Annotated in this window: 21 protein-coding genes; all 21 read left to right on the plus strand. The window is 69.6% G+C overall.

What is annotated here, in order from left to right:
• Positions 1-79: 79 nt before the first annotated feature.
• Positions 80-985: a sigma-70 family RNA polymerase sigma factor gene (locus tag EOV43_RS12965; protein WP_239022123.1), complete on the plus strand. Its 906-nt coding sequence runs from the start codon at positions 80-82 to the stop codon at positions 983-985.
• A gap of 131 nt (positions 986-1,116) precedes the next feature.
• Entirely contained in the window at positions 1,117-1,914 is a 798-nt protein-coding gene (locus EOV43_RS12970; RefSeq protein ID WP_128221665.1) for a flagellin N-terminal helical domain-containing protein, read from the plus strand.
• A 169-nt stretch (positions 1,915-2,083) separates the two neighbouring features.
• Entirely contained in the window at positions 2,084-3,442 is a 1,359-nt protein-coding gene (fliD, locus tag EOV43_RS12975) for a flagellar filament capping protein FliD (RefSeq protein WP_128221666.1), read from the plus strand.
• Positions 3,442-3,828: a flagellar export chaperone FliS gene (gene fliS, locus EOV43_RS12980; RefSeq protein ID WP_128221667.1), complete on the plus strand. Its 387-nt coding sequence runs from the start codon at positions 3,442-3,444 to the stop codon at positions 3,826-3,828. Before fliD ends, fliS begins: the two co-directional genes overlap by 1 nt.
• On the plus strand, positions 3,828-4,169 hold the full coding sequence (locus EOV43_RS12985; RefSeq protein WP_128221668.1) for a hypothetical protein: 342 nt from the start codon (positions 3,828-3,830) through the stop codon (positions 4,167-4,169). The genes fliS and EOV43_RS12985 overlap by 1 nt, the downstream gene beginning before the upstream one ends.
• An 84-nt stretch (positions 4,170-4,253) precedes the next feature.
• On the plus strand, positions 4,254-4,637 hold the full coding sequence (locus tag EOV43_RS12990; RefSeq protein ID WP_128221669.1) for a response regulator: 384 nt from the start codon (positions 4,254-4,256) through the stop codon (positions 4,635-4,637).
• Complete coding sequence (locus EOV43_RS12995) at positions 4,634-5,125, plus strand: chemotaxis protein CheX (protein ID WP_128221670.1); 492 nt, start codon at positions 4,634-4,636, stop codon at positions 5,123-5,125. Before EOV43_RS12990 ends, EOV43_RS12995 begins: the two co-directional genes overlap by 4 nt.
• Complete coding sequence (locus EOV43_RS13000; protein ID WP_128221671.1) at positions 5,122-5,490, plus strand: response regulator; 369 nt, start codon at positions 5,122-5,124, stop codon at positions 5,488-5,490. Before EOV43_RS12995 ends, EOV43_RS13000 begins: the two co-directional genes overlap by 4 nt.
• A complete protein-coding gene (locus tag EOV43_RS13005; protein WP_128221672.1) occupies positions 5,487-5,975 on the plus strand; it encodes a hypothetical protein in 489 nt (162 codons plus the stop codon). The genes EOV43_RS13000 and EOV43_RS13005 overlap by 4 nt, the downstream gene beginning before the upstream one ends.
• Before the next feature lie 194 nt (positions 5,976-6,169).
• On the plus strand, positions 6,170-6,532 hold the full coding sequence (locus tag EOV43_RS13010; RefSeq protein ID WP_128221673.1) for a flagellar basal body rod protein FlgB: 363 nt from the start codon (positions 6,170-6,172) through the stop codon (positions 6,530-6,532).
• Positions 6,532-6,921, plus strand: coding sequence for a flagellar basal body rod protein FlgC (locus tag EOV43_RS13015; RefSeq protein ID WP_128221674.1), 390 nt, complete (start codon positions 6,532-6,534; stop codon positions 6,919-6,921). Before EOV43_RS13010 ends, EOV43_RS13015 begins: the two co-directional genes overlap by 1 nt.
• A 2-nt stretch (positions 6,922-6,923) precedes the next feature.
• Positions 6,924-7,274, plus strand: coding sequence for a flagellar hook-basal body complex protein FliE (gene fliE / locus EOV43_RS13020; protein WP_128221675.1), 351 nt, complete (start codon positions 6,924-6,926; stop codon positions 7,272-7,274).
• A complete protein-coding gene (fliF, locus tag EOV43_RS13025) occupies positions 7,274-8,878 on the plus strand; it encodes a flagellar basal-body MS-ring/collar protein FliF (RefSeq protein WP_128221676.1) in 1,605 nt (534 codons plus the stop codon). The genes fliE and fliF overlap by 1 nt, the downstream gene beginning before the upstream one ends.
• Positions 8,875-9,888 (plus strand): flagellar motor switch protein FliG, encoded by a 1,014-nt coding sequence (gene fliG / locus EOV43_RS13030; protein WP_128221677.1) that lies wholly within the window; start codon positions 8,875-8,877, stop codon positions 9,886-9,888. Before fliF ends, fliG begins: the two co-directional genes overlap by 4 nt.
• Positions 9,872-10,525 (plus strand): FliH/SctL family protein, encoded by a 654-nt coding sequence (locus EOV43_RS13035; RefSeq protein WP_128221678.1) that lies wholly within the window; start codon positions 9,872-9,874, stop codon positions 10,523-10,525. Before fliG ends, EOV43_RS13035 begins: the two co-directional genes overlap by 17 nt.
• The gene (locus EOV43_RS13040) at positions 10,522-11,862 is read left to right on the plus strand and encodes a FliI/YscN family ATPase (protein ID WP_239022124.1); all 1,341 of its coding nucleotides are present in this window, start codon (positions 10,522-10,524) and stop codon (positions 11,860-11,862) included. The genes EOV43_RS13035 and EOV43_RS13040 overlap by 4 nt, the downstream gene beginning before the upstream one ends.
• Positions 11,862-12,371 (plus strand): flagellar FliJ family protein, encoded by a 510-nt coding sequence (locus EOV43_RS13045; RefSeq protein ID WP_128221679.1) that lies wholly within the window; start codon positions 11,862-11,864, stop codon positions 12,369-12,371. The genes EOV43_RS13040 and EOV43_RS13045 overlap by 1 nt, the downstream gene beginning before the upstream one ends.
• Complete coding sequence (locus EOV43_RS15880; protein ID WP_128221680.1) at positions 12,368-13,492, plus strand: transglycosylase SLT domain-containing protein; 1,125 nt, start codon at positions 12,368-12,370, stop codon at positions 13,490-13,492. Before EOV43_RS13045 ends, EOV43_RS15880 begins: the two co-directional genes overlap by 4 nt.
• Positions 13,489-14,835 carry a flagellar hook-length control protein FliK gene (locus EOV43_RS13055; protein WP_128221681.1) on the plus strand — a complete coding sequence of 449 codons (1,347 nt, stop codon included), beginning with the start codon at positions 13,489-13,491 and terminating at the stop codon, positions 14,833-14,835. Before EOV43_RS15880 ends, EOV43_RS13055 begins: the two co-directional genes overlap by 4 nt.
• Before the next feature lie 9 nt (positions 14,836-14,844).
• Positions 14,845-15,312: a flagellar hook assembly protein FlgD gene (locus tag EOV43_RS13060; RefSeq protein WP_206611326.1), complete on the plus strand. Its 468-nt coding sequence runs from the start codon at positions 14,845-14,847 to the stop codon at positions 15,310-15,312.
• Between the two features lie 54 nt (positions 15,313-15,366).
• Positions 15,367-16,221, plus strand: a complete 855-nt coding sequence (locus EOV43_RS13065) for a flagellar hook protein FlgE (protein ID WP_128221683.1) — start codon at positions 15,367-15,369, stop codon at positions 16,219-16,221.
• Positions 16,222-16,430 lie beyond the last annotated feature (209 nt).

The following is a 16,430-nucleotide window of genomic DNA, read 5'->3' on the forward strand; positions in this document are numbered from 1 at the left end:
GTCCCGGCCTGCACACCACCCGGGTGACTCAGGTCCCGATCGGCCGAAAAGCGGCCAACCTGAGAGAGATGCTCAATGTGTGAACAATCTGATCGATGCCCAGCAGCGCGAAGAAATGATCACGAGCACCATGCCGCTGGTCGGCCACATCGTCCGGGAGATGTGGGTCCGACTCCCCCGTCAGGTGTCGCGTGACGACCTCACCTCGGCCGGACTGGTGGCACTGGTGCGTGCCGCCCACTCCTTCGACCCCGAGCGCGGGGTCCCCTTCGCCCGGTACGCCACGCCCCGCATCCGCGGCGCCCTGGTCGACGAGCTCCGTGCCGTCGACTGGGCCTCCCGCTCGGTCCGGCGTCGTGCCCGCGACCTCGACGCCACCCGCAACTCGATGGCTGCCGCGCTGGGTCGCGTACCCAGCAACAGCGAGGTCGCCGCCGCGATGGGCATCGACGTCGACGAGGTCGACGCCAACGACGAAGACCTCGCCCGCGCCCAGGTGCTCTCCCTCCAGGGCAGCGCCGAGGAGTCCTTCGAGGACCTCCTCCCGGCCGACTCCCCCACTCCGGAGCAGATCGTCGAGCACCGCGAGCGCCTCACCTACATGATCGAGTCCGTCGCCGAACTCCCCGAGCGTCTCAAGGCCGTCGTCGTCGGCTACTTCCTCGAGGAACGCCCGATGGCCGAGATCGCAGCAGAACTGGACGTGAGCGAGTCCCGCGTCTCCCAGATGCGCGCCGAGGCCCTGGGCCTCATGCGCGAGGCGATGAACCGCGAGCTCGACCCCGACCTCGTCTCGTCCACGCACCGCCCCGGCGGTTGCGTCGAGCGTCGCCGTGGCGCCTACTTCGCCGCCGTCGCCGCCCGGCACGCAGCCTCGGTCCGCCCCGCCGTGGTGGCCCAGGGCGGAGCCCCGTCCATCGAGCGCGCGGGGGCCAGCGAGCACGCGGGGGCCAGCGGGGCCCAACGGGTCGATGCCAGCGCCTGAGCGCGGGACGACGCAAACCCCCGAAAAATCTTCCGGGTGACCACTCAGGTCACCAGGAGCCCCGCCGATCGGTGGGGCATCGGAGTCCACGGACGGACTCCATTCATGACACTCCAGGAAGGGAACTCATCATGAGCCTCCGCATCAACACCAACACCGACGCGATCAACTCGTACCGCAACCTCTCGTCGACCCAGAGCAACATCTCGAAGTCCCTCGAGAAGCTGTCCTCGGGCCTGCGCATCAACCGTGCCGCCGACGACGCTGCTGGTCTCGCGATCTCCGAGGGCCTCCGCGGCCAGATCGGTGGCCTCAAGATCGGTGCCCGCAACGCTCAGGACGGCATCTCGCTGGCCCAGACCGCTGAAGGTGCCCTCACCGAGGTCCACTCCATGCTGCAGCGCATGAACGTTCTCGCCGTCCAGACCGCTTCCGGCGGCCAGAGCACCGACTCCAAGGCCGCCTTGGCCTCCGAGTTCGACCAGCTCGAGCTCGAGATCGCTCGCATCGAGACCAACACCAAGTTCAACGGCGACGCCGTCTTCGGTGCTGCCGAGAAGTCGTTCCAGGTCGGTTTCGACAAGGGCGACGTCATCAAGGTCTCCGCCACCGCCCTGGCGAAGTTCTCCGAGGGCACCGCTGTTGCCGCCGTGGACATCACCGACTCCAACAGCGTCCAGGCCGCGATCACCGAGATCTCGACCCAGCGCGCGGAGCTCGGTGCCATCCAGAACCGCTTCGAGCACACCATCAACAACGTCAACGTCACCACCGAGAACCTGCAGAACGCAGAGTCCCGCATCCGCGACACCGACATGGCTGAGGAGATGGTGTCCTTCACCAAGAACAACATCCTCTCGCAGGCCGGCACCTCCATGCTGGCCCAGGCCAACCAGGCCACCCAGAACGTTCTCTCGCTCCTGCGCTGAGTCTGACGGTCGGCGTTGGCCGACCGGCTGAGTTCTTCCACGGTGCCCCGGACCTCGGTCCGGGGCACCGTGCTTTTCGGGTCAACTGCTCAGATCTGTCGAGACCCTGCCGAACAGGAGGACATCGGGGGCCATTCCGGCCCTCGCTCCTGACTTCTGAGGGGTACCTGTGGCGACCAGCACCATCAGCGGACTGTCGAGTGGCATCGACACTGCAACCATCGTCGACCAGCTCATGCAGATCGAGGCGGTCTCGCAGAAGAAGCTGCAGACCCAGGTCAACAAGCGCACCGAAGTCGTCACCGCGCTGCGGAGCATCAACACCACGACGGTCAGCCTGTCCGCCCAGGCGAAGGATCTCGTGAACCCCACCACGTGGGCCGCGCTCAGCACCACGTCGTCGCTCCCCGGCGTCACCGTCTCCGCCACCACCGATGCGATGCCGGGCTCCTTCGCCCTGACCGTCAACCAGGTGGCCACTCGCCACGGCGAGACGTACACCAACACCGCTGCGCTCACCGATGTGCTCGTCCCCGCTGACGCCGACGGCAAGCGTCTCCTCACCGTCGCCCGTCCGAACGGTGACACCGTCTCGATCGACACCGGCGACGGGACCCTCAAGGGCATCACCGCGGCCCTCAACGACCCTGCCAACAACTCCGGCGTCACTGCCACGATGCTCCAGGTCAGCGCCGGCAACTACCGACTCGTCGTGGACTCCGCCGCCACGGGGACCGGCAACGAGTTCACCCTCGCCACTGCAGACGGCGGCGCCCTCCTGGGCGGCGCCGAAGCCACCCGCACCCGTGTGGGCAAGGATGCCGAGATCGAGATCTCCGGGCTGACGCTCACCTCCACGACCAACTCGTTCGACGAGATTATGCCCGGCGTCTCCGTCACGCTCGCGAGCACCACCGAGCTGGGCAAGTCCTCGAACGTGGAGATCAGCCGCAACGCGACCGAGCGCTCCGCCGCGGTGAAGGCCGTCGTCGACAGCATCAACTTCCTCTCCTCCACGATCGCCACCCGCATCTCCTACGACTCCAGCACCGGTGTCGCAGGCGTCCTCTCGGGTGACTCCACCGTCCGCGCCCTGCGCAACGCGTTCGCCGACACCCTCTACAGCACCACCGGCGGCACCAACCTGACCGACATCGGGCTCCAGGTCGACCGCTACGGCAAGCTCATCTTCGACGAAGCGGCGTTCGCGAAGGCCTATGAAGAGAACCCCGCCCGGGTGGCCGAGGCCTTCGGCACCGGTGCCGACAGCTTCGCCACCCGTGTCAGCAAGCTCGCGACGCAGTACAGCGACCCCTATGACGGCATCCTCGCCGGCGCGATCAACGGACACCAGGCCACGATCAACGAACTCAACAAGTCGATCGAAGCCTGGGACCTCCGCCTCGAGGTCCGCCGCACCACCCTGACCCGCATGTACACGGCGATGGAGACGTCGCTCGCCCGGCTGCAGGGCCAGGGCGACTACATCAGTGGCCAGATCTCCTCCTGGAACGCGTCGAAGAACTGATGAGCACCATGAACCACGCCGTCCGCAACGCCTACCTCGGCAACTCGGTCAAGACCGCCAGCCCCGCGCGTCTGCTCGTCATGCTCTGCGACCGTCTCGTCCTCGACGTCCAGCGCGGCCGCGAAGCCATCGCTGCCGGCAACCGCGACGAGGCCCGCACCCAGCTGCTGCACGCCCAGGACATCGTCCTCGAACTGCGCGCCAGCCTCGACCACACGGCGTGGTCGGGTGCGGGGCAGCTCGATGCGCTCTACGCCTGGATGTACAGCCAGCTGATCAAGGCCAACACCTCCCAGGATCTGGCCGTCGCCGACCACGTCCTGGGCCTGGCGACCGAGATCGCCGACACCTGGCGTCAGGCCGCCCTGCAGCAGGCCGCTTCCTGATGACCCGCGACCCCTGGCGCACCGAGCTCGGCCGCCTCGAGCAACACGTGGACGAGGCCGAGAACCTTCTCGCCACCGCTCTGGCCGGTACCAGCGACGACGTCGACGACGTCGTCGAGCAGTACCTCGCGCTGCCCCAGTGGTCCCCCGCCAGTGGGATCGGTCGCATGCCGCAGGAGCTCGTGGCCCCGGCCGAGGAGCTGCTGGCCCGCCAGCGGGACCTCGCCTCGCGGATCGAGGTCTTCATGCGGGGCGTCAAGCGTCAGCGCAGCATCGCCGACCGGATCCACGGCGCCACCACCGCGCGGCCTCGCTCCGTCTACCTCGACGTCCAGGCCTGAACCGGACCGACGCGTCGGCGAGGACCCGCCACCAGCACCACCACAGCCCTAGAACCACCAGACCGAGCAGCCAGGGAGCCTGACGTGCACGCCCTCATCATCGACGACTCGCGTTCGATGCGAATGATCCTCAAGCGGATCCTCGCCCAGGCCGGGTTCGAGTGCTCCGAGGCCGGCGACGGCGTCGAGGCGCTGGCCGCGATGAACGCCGGTCCGCTGCCCGCGATCTGCCTCATCGACTGGAACATGCCGAACATGAACGGCTACGAGTTCGTGACCGAGGTCCGCAAGAACAAGGAGTGGCGTGACGTCACTCTGATGATGGTCACCACCGAGTCCGAGCACTCGCAGATCGTCGCCGCCCTCGCCGCAGGAGCCCACGAGTACGTCATCAAGCCCTTCACCGCCGACGCGATCCTCGACAAGTTGGACCTGCTCGGCCTCACACCGGACGGAGCCCAGCGATGAGCGACACCACCACCCCCACTGGCCCCGCAGCCAGCGACGTCCAGGCCGTCACCGAGGAGGTGTGGTCGACGTTCCTGGGCCACACCGCGCCCCTCGAACCCGCCGACCCCAGCGTCGTCACCTTCTCCCCCGAGTGGTCCGCCAGCGTGACCGTCAAGGGTGAGTGGAACGGCATGGTCTCCATCGACCTCACCGACGCCGGCGGCAGCGGGGTCACCCGCGGCATGCTCGGCATGGAGGAGTCCGACGAGCTGACCGAGGCCGACGTCGTCGACGCCGTCGGCGAGCTGGTCAACATGGTCGGCGGCAACGTCAAGAGCCTCGTGCCGGGCCCCAGCCAGCTCTCGCTGCCGCTGGTCGCCACCGGGCACTTCGCCCACGGCACCGACGAGCAGGAGCTCGTCCGCCTCGCCTTCACCTGGGGCACCGAACCGATCGCCGTCACCGTCCACTCGGGCCGTGCGGCAGTGAACAAGGGAGACCGATGAAGATCCTCGTCGTCGACGACAGCCGCGTGATGCGGCAGATCGTCATCCGCACGCTGCGCCAGGCCGGGTACGGCGGGCACGACGTCGTGGAGGCCGAGAACGGTGTGCAGTGCATCGACATGGTGGCCACCGAGAAGCCCGACCTGGTCCTCTCGGACTGGAACATGCCGGAGATGAACGGCATCGACGCCCTCGCGACCCTGCGTGCCTCGGGCCAGTCGGTCCCGTTCGGCTTCGTCACCTCCGAGGGATCGGACGAGATGCGGGCCCGCGCAGCCGCCCACGGCGCGCTGTTCCTGATCGCCAAGCCGTTCACGCCCGAGCTGTTCGACGAGTTCCTCTCGTCGGTCATCCCGCACGCATGAGCCGCGTCCACCTGCCCGCACCCAAGGAGGTGCGCGACCTCTTCACCGACCTGATCGGCAAGGAGGTGGAGATCGGTCCAGCAGCACCGCTGGCCCCGTCGGCCAAGCGCCCCTGCACGGTCGCGGTGTACGTCGACGACCGGTTGCAGTGGGCCGCGCTGATCGGCATGGACCTCGCGCTCTCCGCGCACCTCTCGGCCGGCATCGGCCTGGTCGCACCCCAGGGTGCCGACGACGCGATCGCGGCCGGGACCCTCAACGAGGTGCTGCGCGAGAACCTGCACGAGGTGCTCAACATCTCCGCGTCACTGTTCAACTCGGTGCCCGGTGCCGACCACCTGCGTCTGCACGCCGTGCACCACGCGGGCGACCGGACCCCCACCGACGTGCTGGTCCAGGCGCTCACGCTGGGCCGTCGCACCGACCTGCGTGTCGGCGTGCCGCTCTACGGCGAGGGTGTCCTCTCCGTCGTCCTGGCCAACTGACGACACCAGCAGACCTCACGGGACGCGTGCCGCTGTGCTGCGGCGCGCGTCCCGTGTCGTCCAGCCATCTGTGGTTTCGTTCAACGTTCTTCTCAGGTGGTTCGGCGAGTGACCGATCTCAGGTGTGAGCACGGAGCGCTCACACCCCGCCGAAGGACCGGCACACCATCCCACGCTGAACGAGAGGGTTCGTCGTGCCCTTCGCCGTCTCCGACTCCGTCTCCGGAGTGCTGTACACCGCACTCGACGGAGTCTCCCTGCGCCAGCAGGTCGTCGCCGACAACATCGCCAACGTCGACACTCCCGGGTTCCGGTCCACGACCGTCTCCTTCGAGTCGTCGCTGCGCAACGCGATCGCCAACGGCGACTTCGCCGACGGCGTCGCCGAGGTCCCGGTGACCACGACCCCGACCAACTCCCCGGTGGGGACCAACGGCAACAACGTCGACCTCCGCAAGGAGACGCTGTCGGCGATGCAGTCGCAGTACACCTACCAACTGCTGACCCGCGCCGTCTCCGACCGCTACAGCCTGATCTCTGCGTCGGTGGCTCGCTGATGGGCGCGTTCACGGTTCTCGACATCGCCGGTTCCAGCATGGGCATGCACCAGACCTGGCTGGACGCGTTGGCCAACAACATCTCCAACGTCAACACCACGACCGGCACCGACGGCGAGGCGTTCCGCGCCCAGATGGTCGTCGCCCGTTCCCGCGAGGACGGCGGCGTCGAGGTGGCCGGGATCAAGGAGGGCTCCGCCGAGGGCCGGCTCGTGCACGACCCGACGCACCCGCTGGCCGACGCCGACGGCTACGTGCGACGCCCCGACATCGAGCTCTCCGACCAGATGGGTGACCTGATCATGGCCCAGCGCGGCTACCAGGCCTCGGTCCAGGTGACCAAGTACGCCCAGACCACCTACGACGCCGCCCTGCAGATCGGACGCTGACCATGAGCATCTCCGCGATCGAACCCCTCGGATTCACCGCCGCGAGCATCCCGCAGGTCAGCACTGCGGACGTCAACTCGGTCGGCGCGACGAACGCCCCCACCCGCTCCTCGGCGACCTCCTCGGTCAACGGCACCGAGTTCGCCCAGATGCTGACCGACAGCATCGACCAGCTCCAGGCCGTCCAGACCAACGCCGACCAGCTCTCCGTCAAGGCCGCCACCGGTGACCTCGACGCCATGCACGACTACACGATCGCCGCGACCGAGGCCAGCGTCACCACGCAGCTCACCGTCGCCGTGCGCAACAAGGCCGTCGAAGCCTTCCAGGAGATCATGAGGATGCAGGCCTGATGAAGGACACCTTGTTGCGGTTCTGGTCGCCGCTCCAGCCCAAGCTGGCAGCGTTCAGCCTGAGCCAGAAGATCTCCGCAGCGGTCGGCGCCCTCGCGCTGGTCGCTGCTCTGGTGATGGTGGGCCGGTGGATCACCACCCCCACCTACGCACCCCTCTTCTCGCAGATGGCCTCCGCCGACGCCTCGGCCGTCATCGACGAACTGACCGCGTCGGGTGTTCCCTACGAGCTCAGCGACGGTGGCCAGACCGTCTCGGTCCCCAAGGACAAGGTCTACGCGACCCGGATCGCACTGAGTGGCAAGGGCCTGCCCGCGTCCAACGACGGCGGCGGCTACTCGCTGCTCGACGGCCAGGGTCTCTCCACCTCACAGTTCCAGGAGGAGACCTCCTTCAAGCGCGCCATGGAGGGCGAGCTCGCCAACACCGTCAAGGCGATCGACGGCGTCACCAACGCCGTCGTGCACCTGGCGATCCCCTCCACCAAGGTCTTCGCGACCGAGCAGGACCCCGCGACCGCGTCGGTCCTGGTCGCCACCCGCGCCGGCACCACCCTGTCGGCCGAGCAGGTCCAGGCCGTCGTCCACCTGGTCGCCTTCTCGATCGAGGGCCTCTCCCCCGACGACGTGACCGTCGCCGACTCCACCGGCAAGGTGCTCTCCAGCACCGACGCCGCCGGCGGCGGAGGCGCGAGCACCCGCACCCAGGCCGTCACCGAGTACCAGAACGAGCTGAACTCCAAGATCCAGCGCACCCTGGACACCGTCCTGGGTCCGGGCAACTCGACCGTCGCGGTCACCGCCAACCTGGACTTCGACAAGGCCGTCCGCACCGAGACCACGTACTCCTCCGACGAGGACACCAAGCCGCTCTCGCGCACCGAGTCCGAAGAGGTCTACGCCGGGCGCGACGGGCGGGACGGCGACGCCGCTGGCGTGGTCGGGGCCGACGGCAACACCGAGCTCGACGCCGAGAACGGCGAGGGTGACTACTCCAAGCGTTCCTCCACCCAGGACAACGCCCTCAACTCCGTCGTCGAGCAGCGCGAGGCCTCGCCCGGCTCGGTGAAGTCGCTGCACATCGGTGTCGCGATGGACTCCAACGCCGGCGTCGAGGTCAGCACCGCTGACATGCGCGACCTGATCGCGGCCGCGATCGGCGAGGACCTCGACCGCGGCGACACCGTCGAGGTCACCTCCGTCCCCTTCGACCAGAGCGCGAAGGAGCGGGCCCAGGCCGAGCTCGACGCCGCCGAGGCGGAGGAAGCGCGGCAGGCACGCAACCAGATCATCCTGTGGGCCGTGGCCGCTCTCGGTGCGCTCGCGCTGATCACCGTCGTCTGGGTCGTCTCGCGTCGTCGTGCCAAGGCCCGCGCCGAGGCCACCGAGTACGTGGTCGAACAGCTCCGACTCGACGCCGAGGAGCGCGCCGCCCAGGCCCCCGTCGCCCCGGTCACCGAGATCACCCCTGCCCTGGGCCTCCTGGAGGCCACCGAGACCAACGAGGTCGAGAAGATGCGTGACGAGCTGGCCTCCTTGGTCGAACGTCAGCCCGAGGACGTTGCTGCGCTGCTGCGCGGCTGGCTCGTGGAGCCTCCCCGATGAGCGGCCTCTCCGCACTCGGTGTGCGCAAGTCCGCAGTCCTGCTGATCCAGATGGGTCGGGAGAAGGCCGCCCAGGTGATGCAGCACCTCTCGGAGAACGAGGTCGAGACGATCTCCGCCGAGATCGCGCGCCTCGACCAGGTCAGCATCTCCGAGTCCGACGACGTCCTGACCGAGTTCCACGACCTGATGATCGCCCGGGCCCACCTGGCCCAGGGCGGCATGGACTTCGCCCAGCAGATGCTGGAGCAGTCCCTCGGCCCGGAGCGCGCTGCCCAGATCATGGAGCGCCTCGCCGCTGCTGCGGTGCAGATGCCGTTCCAGTTCCTGCACCGCGCCGACCCGGCCCAGCTGCGCTCGATCATCGCCGAGGAACACCCGCAGGTGATAGCGCTCGTCCTGGCCCACATGACGGCCGACAAGGCGTCTCTGCTGCTCTCCGGACTCCCCTCCGGTCAGCAGGCCCAGGTGGCCCACCGGATCGCCGTCATGGACCGCACCTCCCCCGACATCGTGCGTGCGGTCGAGGCCGTCCTGGAACGCAAGCTGTCCTCGATGCTGCAGCCCACCGAGCTCTCTCAGGTCGGCGGCGTCGACCCGCTGGTCAACATCATCAACCGCTCCGACCGTTCCACCGAGCGCCAGATCGTCGAGGGCCTCGAGGCGCTCGACGTCGAACTGGCCGACGAGATCAAGTCGCGAATGTTCATGTTCGAGGACATCGTCACCCTCGACGACCGTTCGGTGCAGCAGGTGCTGCGCGAGGTCTCCGGCTCCGACCTGGCCCTCGCCCTCAAGGGTGTCCCGGCCGGTGCGGTGCGCGACAAGATCACGCACAACCTGTCCGAGCGTGCCGCGGAGAACCTGCTCGAAGAGGTCGACCTGCTCGGCCCGGTCCGCCTCACCCAGGTCGAGGAGGCGCGTCAGAACATCATCCGCACCATCCGCAAGTTGGAGGAGCAGGGCCAGATCATGGTCCGCCGCGGAGGCGACGATGAGTTCGTCGACTGAGCCTGTCCGTGTGGTGACGGACCTGCGTCAGGGCGACTGGACGCGGCTCGCACCCGGCTCGGCGCTCGGCGACCCGATCGCCGAGCGGACCCTGGCCACCGTCGCCGAGCACGCTCGCGACGCGGCGCGTGCCCAGGGCTACGCGGTGGGATGGGCACAGGGCCGACGCGAGGCGGCCGAGGCCGCCGAGGCCGGTGCCGAGCTCGAGGCCCGACGGATCCGTCGCGAGGCGGAGCAGCGCGAGATCGAGCACCGTGAGGCGATCGACGCGTTGAAGGCCGCCGCTGCCGAACTGCGCGCCGTGATCGACGGTGCAGTCGCCCGGGTCGAGGAGCAGGCCGTCGAGGTCGCGTGGACCCTCACCGAGGCGCTGGTGGGCCACGAGGTCCGTGGCACCGAGGCCCCCGACGTGGTCGCCAAGGTGCTGGCACTGAGCCCCCAGGGCCGACTGGCCCGTGTCCGCCTCAACCCTGAGCACGCCTCTCACCCCGCGCTGAAGGAACTGAAGGAGCACGGGGTCGTCTGCATCGGCGACCCGTCGCTGGGGCGTGCCGACGCCCTCGTCCACGTCGAGGACAAGGTCCTGGACCTGCGGCTGGGTCCCGCCCTGGATCGCGTCCGTGAGGTCCTGCGGTGAGCGACCTGCTCACCCGCCTCCTCCCCGCCGCTCTGGACGTCGCCGCACCGCGCACCCTCGGCACCGTGGGTGAGGTGATGGGTCTGCAGCTCACGATCAGCGGGCTCGACGCAGCTGTCGGTGACCTGCTCGCGGTGGAGACCACCGCCGGTGACGACTCCTGCCAGCCTGACGAGGTGCTCGTGGAGGTCGCGGCCAGCACCAGCACCGGACTGGTCTGCCTGCCGTTGGGACCCACCACCGGTCTGCGGTCAGGAATGCTGGTGCGCCACACCGGCGGCCCGCTGACCGTCCGGGTCGGCGACGACCTCCTGGGGCGCGTCCTGGACGGCCTCGGTCGCCCGATCGACGGCGGTGCCCCGCTCGACCACCTGCCCCTCGTCTCCGTCGAACACCCCACCCCGGATGCGATGGACCGTCCCCGGATCGTGCACCCGCTCGGCCTGGGCGTGCGCGCCATGGACGCCCTCGTCCCGGCCGGACGCGGTCAGCGTGTCGGCGTGATGGCCGGTTCGGGTGTCGGCAAGTCGTCCCTGCTCTCGATGATCGCCCGCGGCACCGACGCCGAGGTGGTCGTCCTCGCCCTCGTCGGTGAGCGTGGTCGTGAGGTCCGGGAGTTCCTGGAGAACGACCTCGGCCCCGAGGGCCTGGCCCGTTCCGTCGTCGTGGTCGCGACCTCCGACGCCCCTCCGGTGGAACGTCTGCGTTCGGCGTTCGTCGCCACCCGGATCGCTGAGTCCTTCCGCGACCAGGGCAAGGACGTCGTGCTGATGATGGACTCCCTGACCCGTGTCGCGATGGCGCAGCGCGAGATCGGCCTCTCCGCCGGCGAACCGCCCGCGACCCGCGGCTACCCGCCGAGCGTCTTCGCGCTGATGCCGCGGCTGCTGGAGCGCGCCGGAACCGCTGCGACCGGTTCGATCACCGGCCTCTACACGGTGCTGGTCGAGGGCGACGACATGCAGGACCCGATCGGTGACACCGCGCGGTCGATCCTCGACGGCCACGTCGTGCTCTCGCGCCGTCTGGCGACCTCGGGCCACTTCCCCGCGATCGACGTGCTGGAGTCGATCTCACGTGTGAACTCTGCCGTCACCACGCGCGAGCAGCGCGGCGACGCCACCCGCCTGCGCCGACTCCTGGCCGCCCACCGCGACGTGAAGGAACTCGTCGAGATCGGCGCCTACGTCCGTGGCGCCGACCCCGACGCCGACACCGCACTGGCCCTGATGCCGGCGATCAACTCCTTCCTGCGTCAGGACATGGACGACCCCACCCCCACCGACGAGACCTGGGCACGCCTGCACGCCCTGGTCGGTGAGGACGAGGACGTCTGATGAGCGCCGCCACCGACGCCGACCGCGGGATGCGGGCCGTGCTCCGTGCCCGAGCGGTGCGTGAACGGGACTCCCGGATCGGCCTGCAGCAGGCCCTCGGGGTCTGCCGCACGCACCAGGAGACCATCGACCACCTGCACGGCATGTTGGCCGACACCGACGGCATGTTCACCGACGCCGGCGCCTACCGCACCGCCCGGACGTCGTTGCTGTGGGTGGGCGAAGCGATCACCAGCGAGCAGGCCAAACTGGAGTCCGCCCAGCAGGTCGCCGACGTCGCCCGCGACCACTGGCGCGCCGACAAGGTCCGGCTCTCCGCAGTGGAGAACATCCTGGAACGACGTGCCGAGGAACGACGCGTCGAACGTGCCCACCGTGAACGCACCGCGCTCGACGACGTCGCCGGACAACTGTGGATTCGCGCCCGCGCGGCGTCTGCCACCGCTGCCGACACCTCCCCTGACCTCTCCCCTGACCTGTCCCTCCGCACCGAGGAGCCCACCCGATGAGCGTCGCGGACGTCACCACCCGGATCTCCGAGATCCAGTCCCGGATGCAGGAACTGGCGCACTTCTCGCCGACCGGCACCGTCTTCGGCGGCTCCGGCCCGGTCGGCTCCGTGGGGAACGCAGCCTCCGCAGCCGCGTTCTCCGAGGCACTCTCCACCGCCAGCGACGCGCTGGGCGTCGACCTGAGCAGCGTCGACGCGCTGTCCTCCTCTGGGCTGGACGCTGCTGCGCTGCAGGGACTGCTCACCACCTCCGGGACCAGCACCGACACCGACGCGACCTCAGGCACCACCTCCGGGACCGCGGCCGGCAAGGCCGTCGTCGCGGAGGCCAAGGAGTACCTCGGGTTGCCCTACGTGTGGGGTGGCACCAGCAAGACCGCCGGCGTCGACTGCTCCGGCCTCGTGCAGTCGGTCTACAAGAAGTTCGGCTACGACCTGCCCCGCGTCTCGGCCGACCAGGCGCGCTCCGGGCGCGCGGTCACGAGCCTCGCCCAGGCACAGCCGGGCGACCTCCTCGCCTGGGACAACTCCAGTCGCAACAAGGGTGCCGACCACGTCGCCATCTACGTCGGCGACGGCAAGATGATCGAGGCCCCGCGCCGCGGCCAGGACGTCCGGATCACCACCGTCAAGGACGCCCCGGACTTCATCCGCCGGATCCTGCCCGACGCCGCCTCCGGCACGTCAGCGACCCGGCCGACGTCCACCGTCACGGGCGCTTCCCGACCCTCGACCGCATCGGCGCCCTACGAGGCACTCTTCACCTCCGCCGGCGCGAAGTACGGCGTCTCCCCGGCACTGCTGCGCGAGGTCGCACGTCAGGAGTCGTCCTTCAACCCGAAGGCCGTCAGCCCCGCCGGGGCCCAGGGCCTGATGCAGTTGATGCCGGCCACGGCCAAGGGACTCGGCGTCACCAACTCCTTCGACCCGGCCCAGGCCGTCGACGGTGCCGCGAAGCTCCTCAGCACGCTGACCAAGCAGTTCGGCTCCACGAAGCTCGCCCTGGCTGCCTACAACGCCGGTCCCGGCGCGGTGATCCGTCACGACGGCGTGCCGCCCTACGCCGAGACCCAGAACTACGTCCGCTCGATCACTTCGAAGTTGGGGATCTCCCAGTGACCATTCCTCTCAAGGTGGGCGGCTCCACGGCCCCCGCTGCCACCAGCCCCCGTGGCTCCGGATCGTCGGTTGCCTCAGGCGACGCGTTCGGCGCGCTGCTCTCCGGGGCGATCAGCAGCGGTTCGGCCCGTCCCGAGGCGGCTGCGACCCAGGCGTCCCAGCCGCGCTCCGAGCGCTCGACGTCCGATTCCCCCTCCACCCAGCCAGCCCTGACGACCGCCACTCGCCACGACGTCGACCCGGACGCAGCAGAGGGCACCACGCTCGGCGCGTCCGGTGCTCTGGCCGGTGCGTTCACGACCCCGTTCGTCGACGTCGCTGCGGAGGCCCTGCTCACCGGTGACGACACGGCACTCGCCGACGACGCTGCTGACGCCGTCCCGGCCACGGATGCCGAGAACGCTGCCGCCCAGGCCGCACCGGCGGCCCTGTTCCCGGTCCTGACCCCTGCCTCACTGCAGCTCGCGGCGGCGCTGCGTGCCGGCGGAACCGACGAGTCCGGAGCCGTCACCGGAGCCCTCGCGCAGTCCCCGACCACCGACGGCATCGCGACCGACGGCGCGTCCGGGAGCACCCTCGAGGGCACCTTCGCGCCGCTCCTCGACTCCGCCACCGCTGCGGGCCCCGACGACGCAGACACCGGAACCGGCGGCGACACCGGTGGCACCCTCATCGCACCCGACACCGCCGACGCCCCGCAGAGCCCGGCCGTCTCCACCGTGCCCGTCGCCGCGGCAGCCACGACCGGTGTCGACGTCTCGACCCTGACCCCGGTCTCGGGCATTGCCGGCGCCTCCGTCACCGGAACGGCCACCGGCCCGGACGCGACCGCAGCCACGGAGGCTGCCGCCCCGCGTGCCGATCACCCGCCGGTCGCCGACCAGGTGGGCAGCCAGGTCTCGCGTCTCGTCTCCCGCGGCGACGGCACCCACCGCCTCACCATGACCCTGACCCCCGAGCACCTCGGCGACGTCCGGGTCACCCTGGTGGTGCGCAACGGCGAGATGACCGTCTCCTTCGGTGCCGGCGACGAGGCCCGACGTGCGCTCCTGGAGAGCGCACCCGAACTCCGCCGCCTGCTCGAGCTCGCCGGTGCCACCTCGACCAAGGTCGACGTCGACGAGTTCGACGGAACCGGTCAGGGGTGGGCCGCCGCTGCCGATCAGGGAGACGGCAGTGAGGACGGAGCTGACACCGGCTCCGACCACGCTGCCGAGGACCTCCACGCACGGACGCGTGGCGGAACCGACGCCACGGATGGCAACCCCAGCGGAACCGGCACCGGCCGACCGCTCGACAACGGCACGCCGTCCCGCTCCGCGGGCCTCGACGTGACCGTCTGAGGAGGAATGGTGTCGATCTCCGCCACCGAGGGTGTGTCCGGCCAGTACGGCTCCCCCACCACGACCACGTCCCGCGGCGTCTCATACACCGCGACCGCGTCCGAGGGCGCACAGAAGACCACGTCCGACAAGGACCTGTTCCTGTCGCTGCTGGTCGCCCAGATGCGTTACCAGGACCCGATGAACCCTGCTGACTCCAGCGCGTTCCTCACCCAGACCGCCACGTTCACCCAGGTCGAGAAGCTGCAGGACGTCGCCGACTCCAGCGCAGCGCTGCTCTCGGCCCAGAACGCCTTCGGTGCCTCCGGGCTGGTCGGTCGCGACGTGGCGTTCATCGACGCCACCACCGGTCTGGAGACGTCCGGCTCGGTCAAGGGTGTCTCCTTCGGCGCCGACGGCCCGGTCCTCGACGTCAACGGCGTCGAGGTCCCCCTGGGCGCCGTGCTCAAGGTGACCGCCTCCGGCGCACTCGCCTGAGGCCCTCCTCCGTCCCTGCTCGCTCCGCTGCACTCCCCACACTGAGGTCACGCCATGCTTCGCTCGCTCTTCTCCGGCATCTCCGGTCTGCGCGTCAACCAGACCGCGCTCGACGTCACCGGCAACAACATCGCCAACGCCAACACCACCGGTTTCAAGTCGTCCACGACGGTCTTCTCCGACACCCTGAGCCAGATCATGACCGGCGCGGGCAACCCCACCGACGCCACGGGCGGAACCAACCCGCTCCAGGTCGGTCTGGGTGTGCAGGTCTCCGCGACCGCCACCAACTTCGGTCAGGGCTCGGCCCAGACCACCAACAAGGCCACCGACCTGATGATCCAGGGCGACGGCTTCTTCGTGGTCCGCAAGGGCGGCGAGAACCTGTTCACCCGCGCCGGCGCGTTCTCCTTCGACCAGAGCGGCCAGCTGGTCACCCCGAGCGGCAACCGTCTCCAGGGCTACGTCCTGGACGCCAACGGCGCCCCCGCCGGTGGTCTCGTCGACGTCACCCTCGACGTCGCCAACGCTGTCCCCGCGGTCCCCGGTGGCGTCGCCCTGACGTCGTACCAGATCGGTTCGGACGGCAAGCTGCGCGGCATCTTCTCCGACGGCATCCAGCGCGACATGGCGCAGATCGCGGTCGCCGACTTCGTGAACCCGCAGGGTCTGGAGAAGGTCGGCGAGACCTCCTACCGCACCTCGGCCAACTCTGGTCAGCCCGAGTACGGCCTCGCCGGCGAGGGTGCTCGCGGCAAGCTCGTCGGTGGTGCACTGGAGATGTCGAACGTCGACCTCGCCGCCGAGTTCACCAACCTGATCCTCGCCCAGCGCGGATTCCAGGCCGCCTCGCGCGTCATCACCACCTCCGACCAGGTCCTCGAGGAACTCGTCAACATCAAGCGCTGACGCTGAGCGCGCATCCCCTCCGCGCCGCACCGCCCAGCACCAGCACCCCGCACCACGCAGCACCACCCCGCACCGCAACTGTTGCCTTGATGCCCACGCCACCGGCGTGTCGCCGCATCAAGGCAACAGTTGCGTCCGGACCTCTCAGGTCAGGGCCCGCGCTACCGATCAGAAGCGTGTCGGCCCATGGACGGACCGGCGAACCACAG

The organism is Nocardioides yefusunii (assembly GCF_004014875.1).
Lineage (GTDB): Bacteria > Actinomycetota > Actinomycetes > Propionibacteriales > Nocardioidaceae > Nocardioides > Nocardioides yefusunii.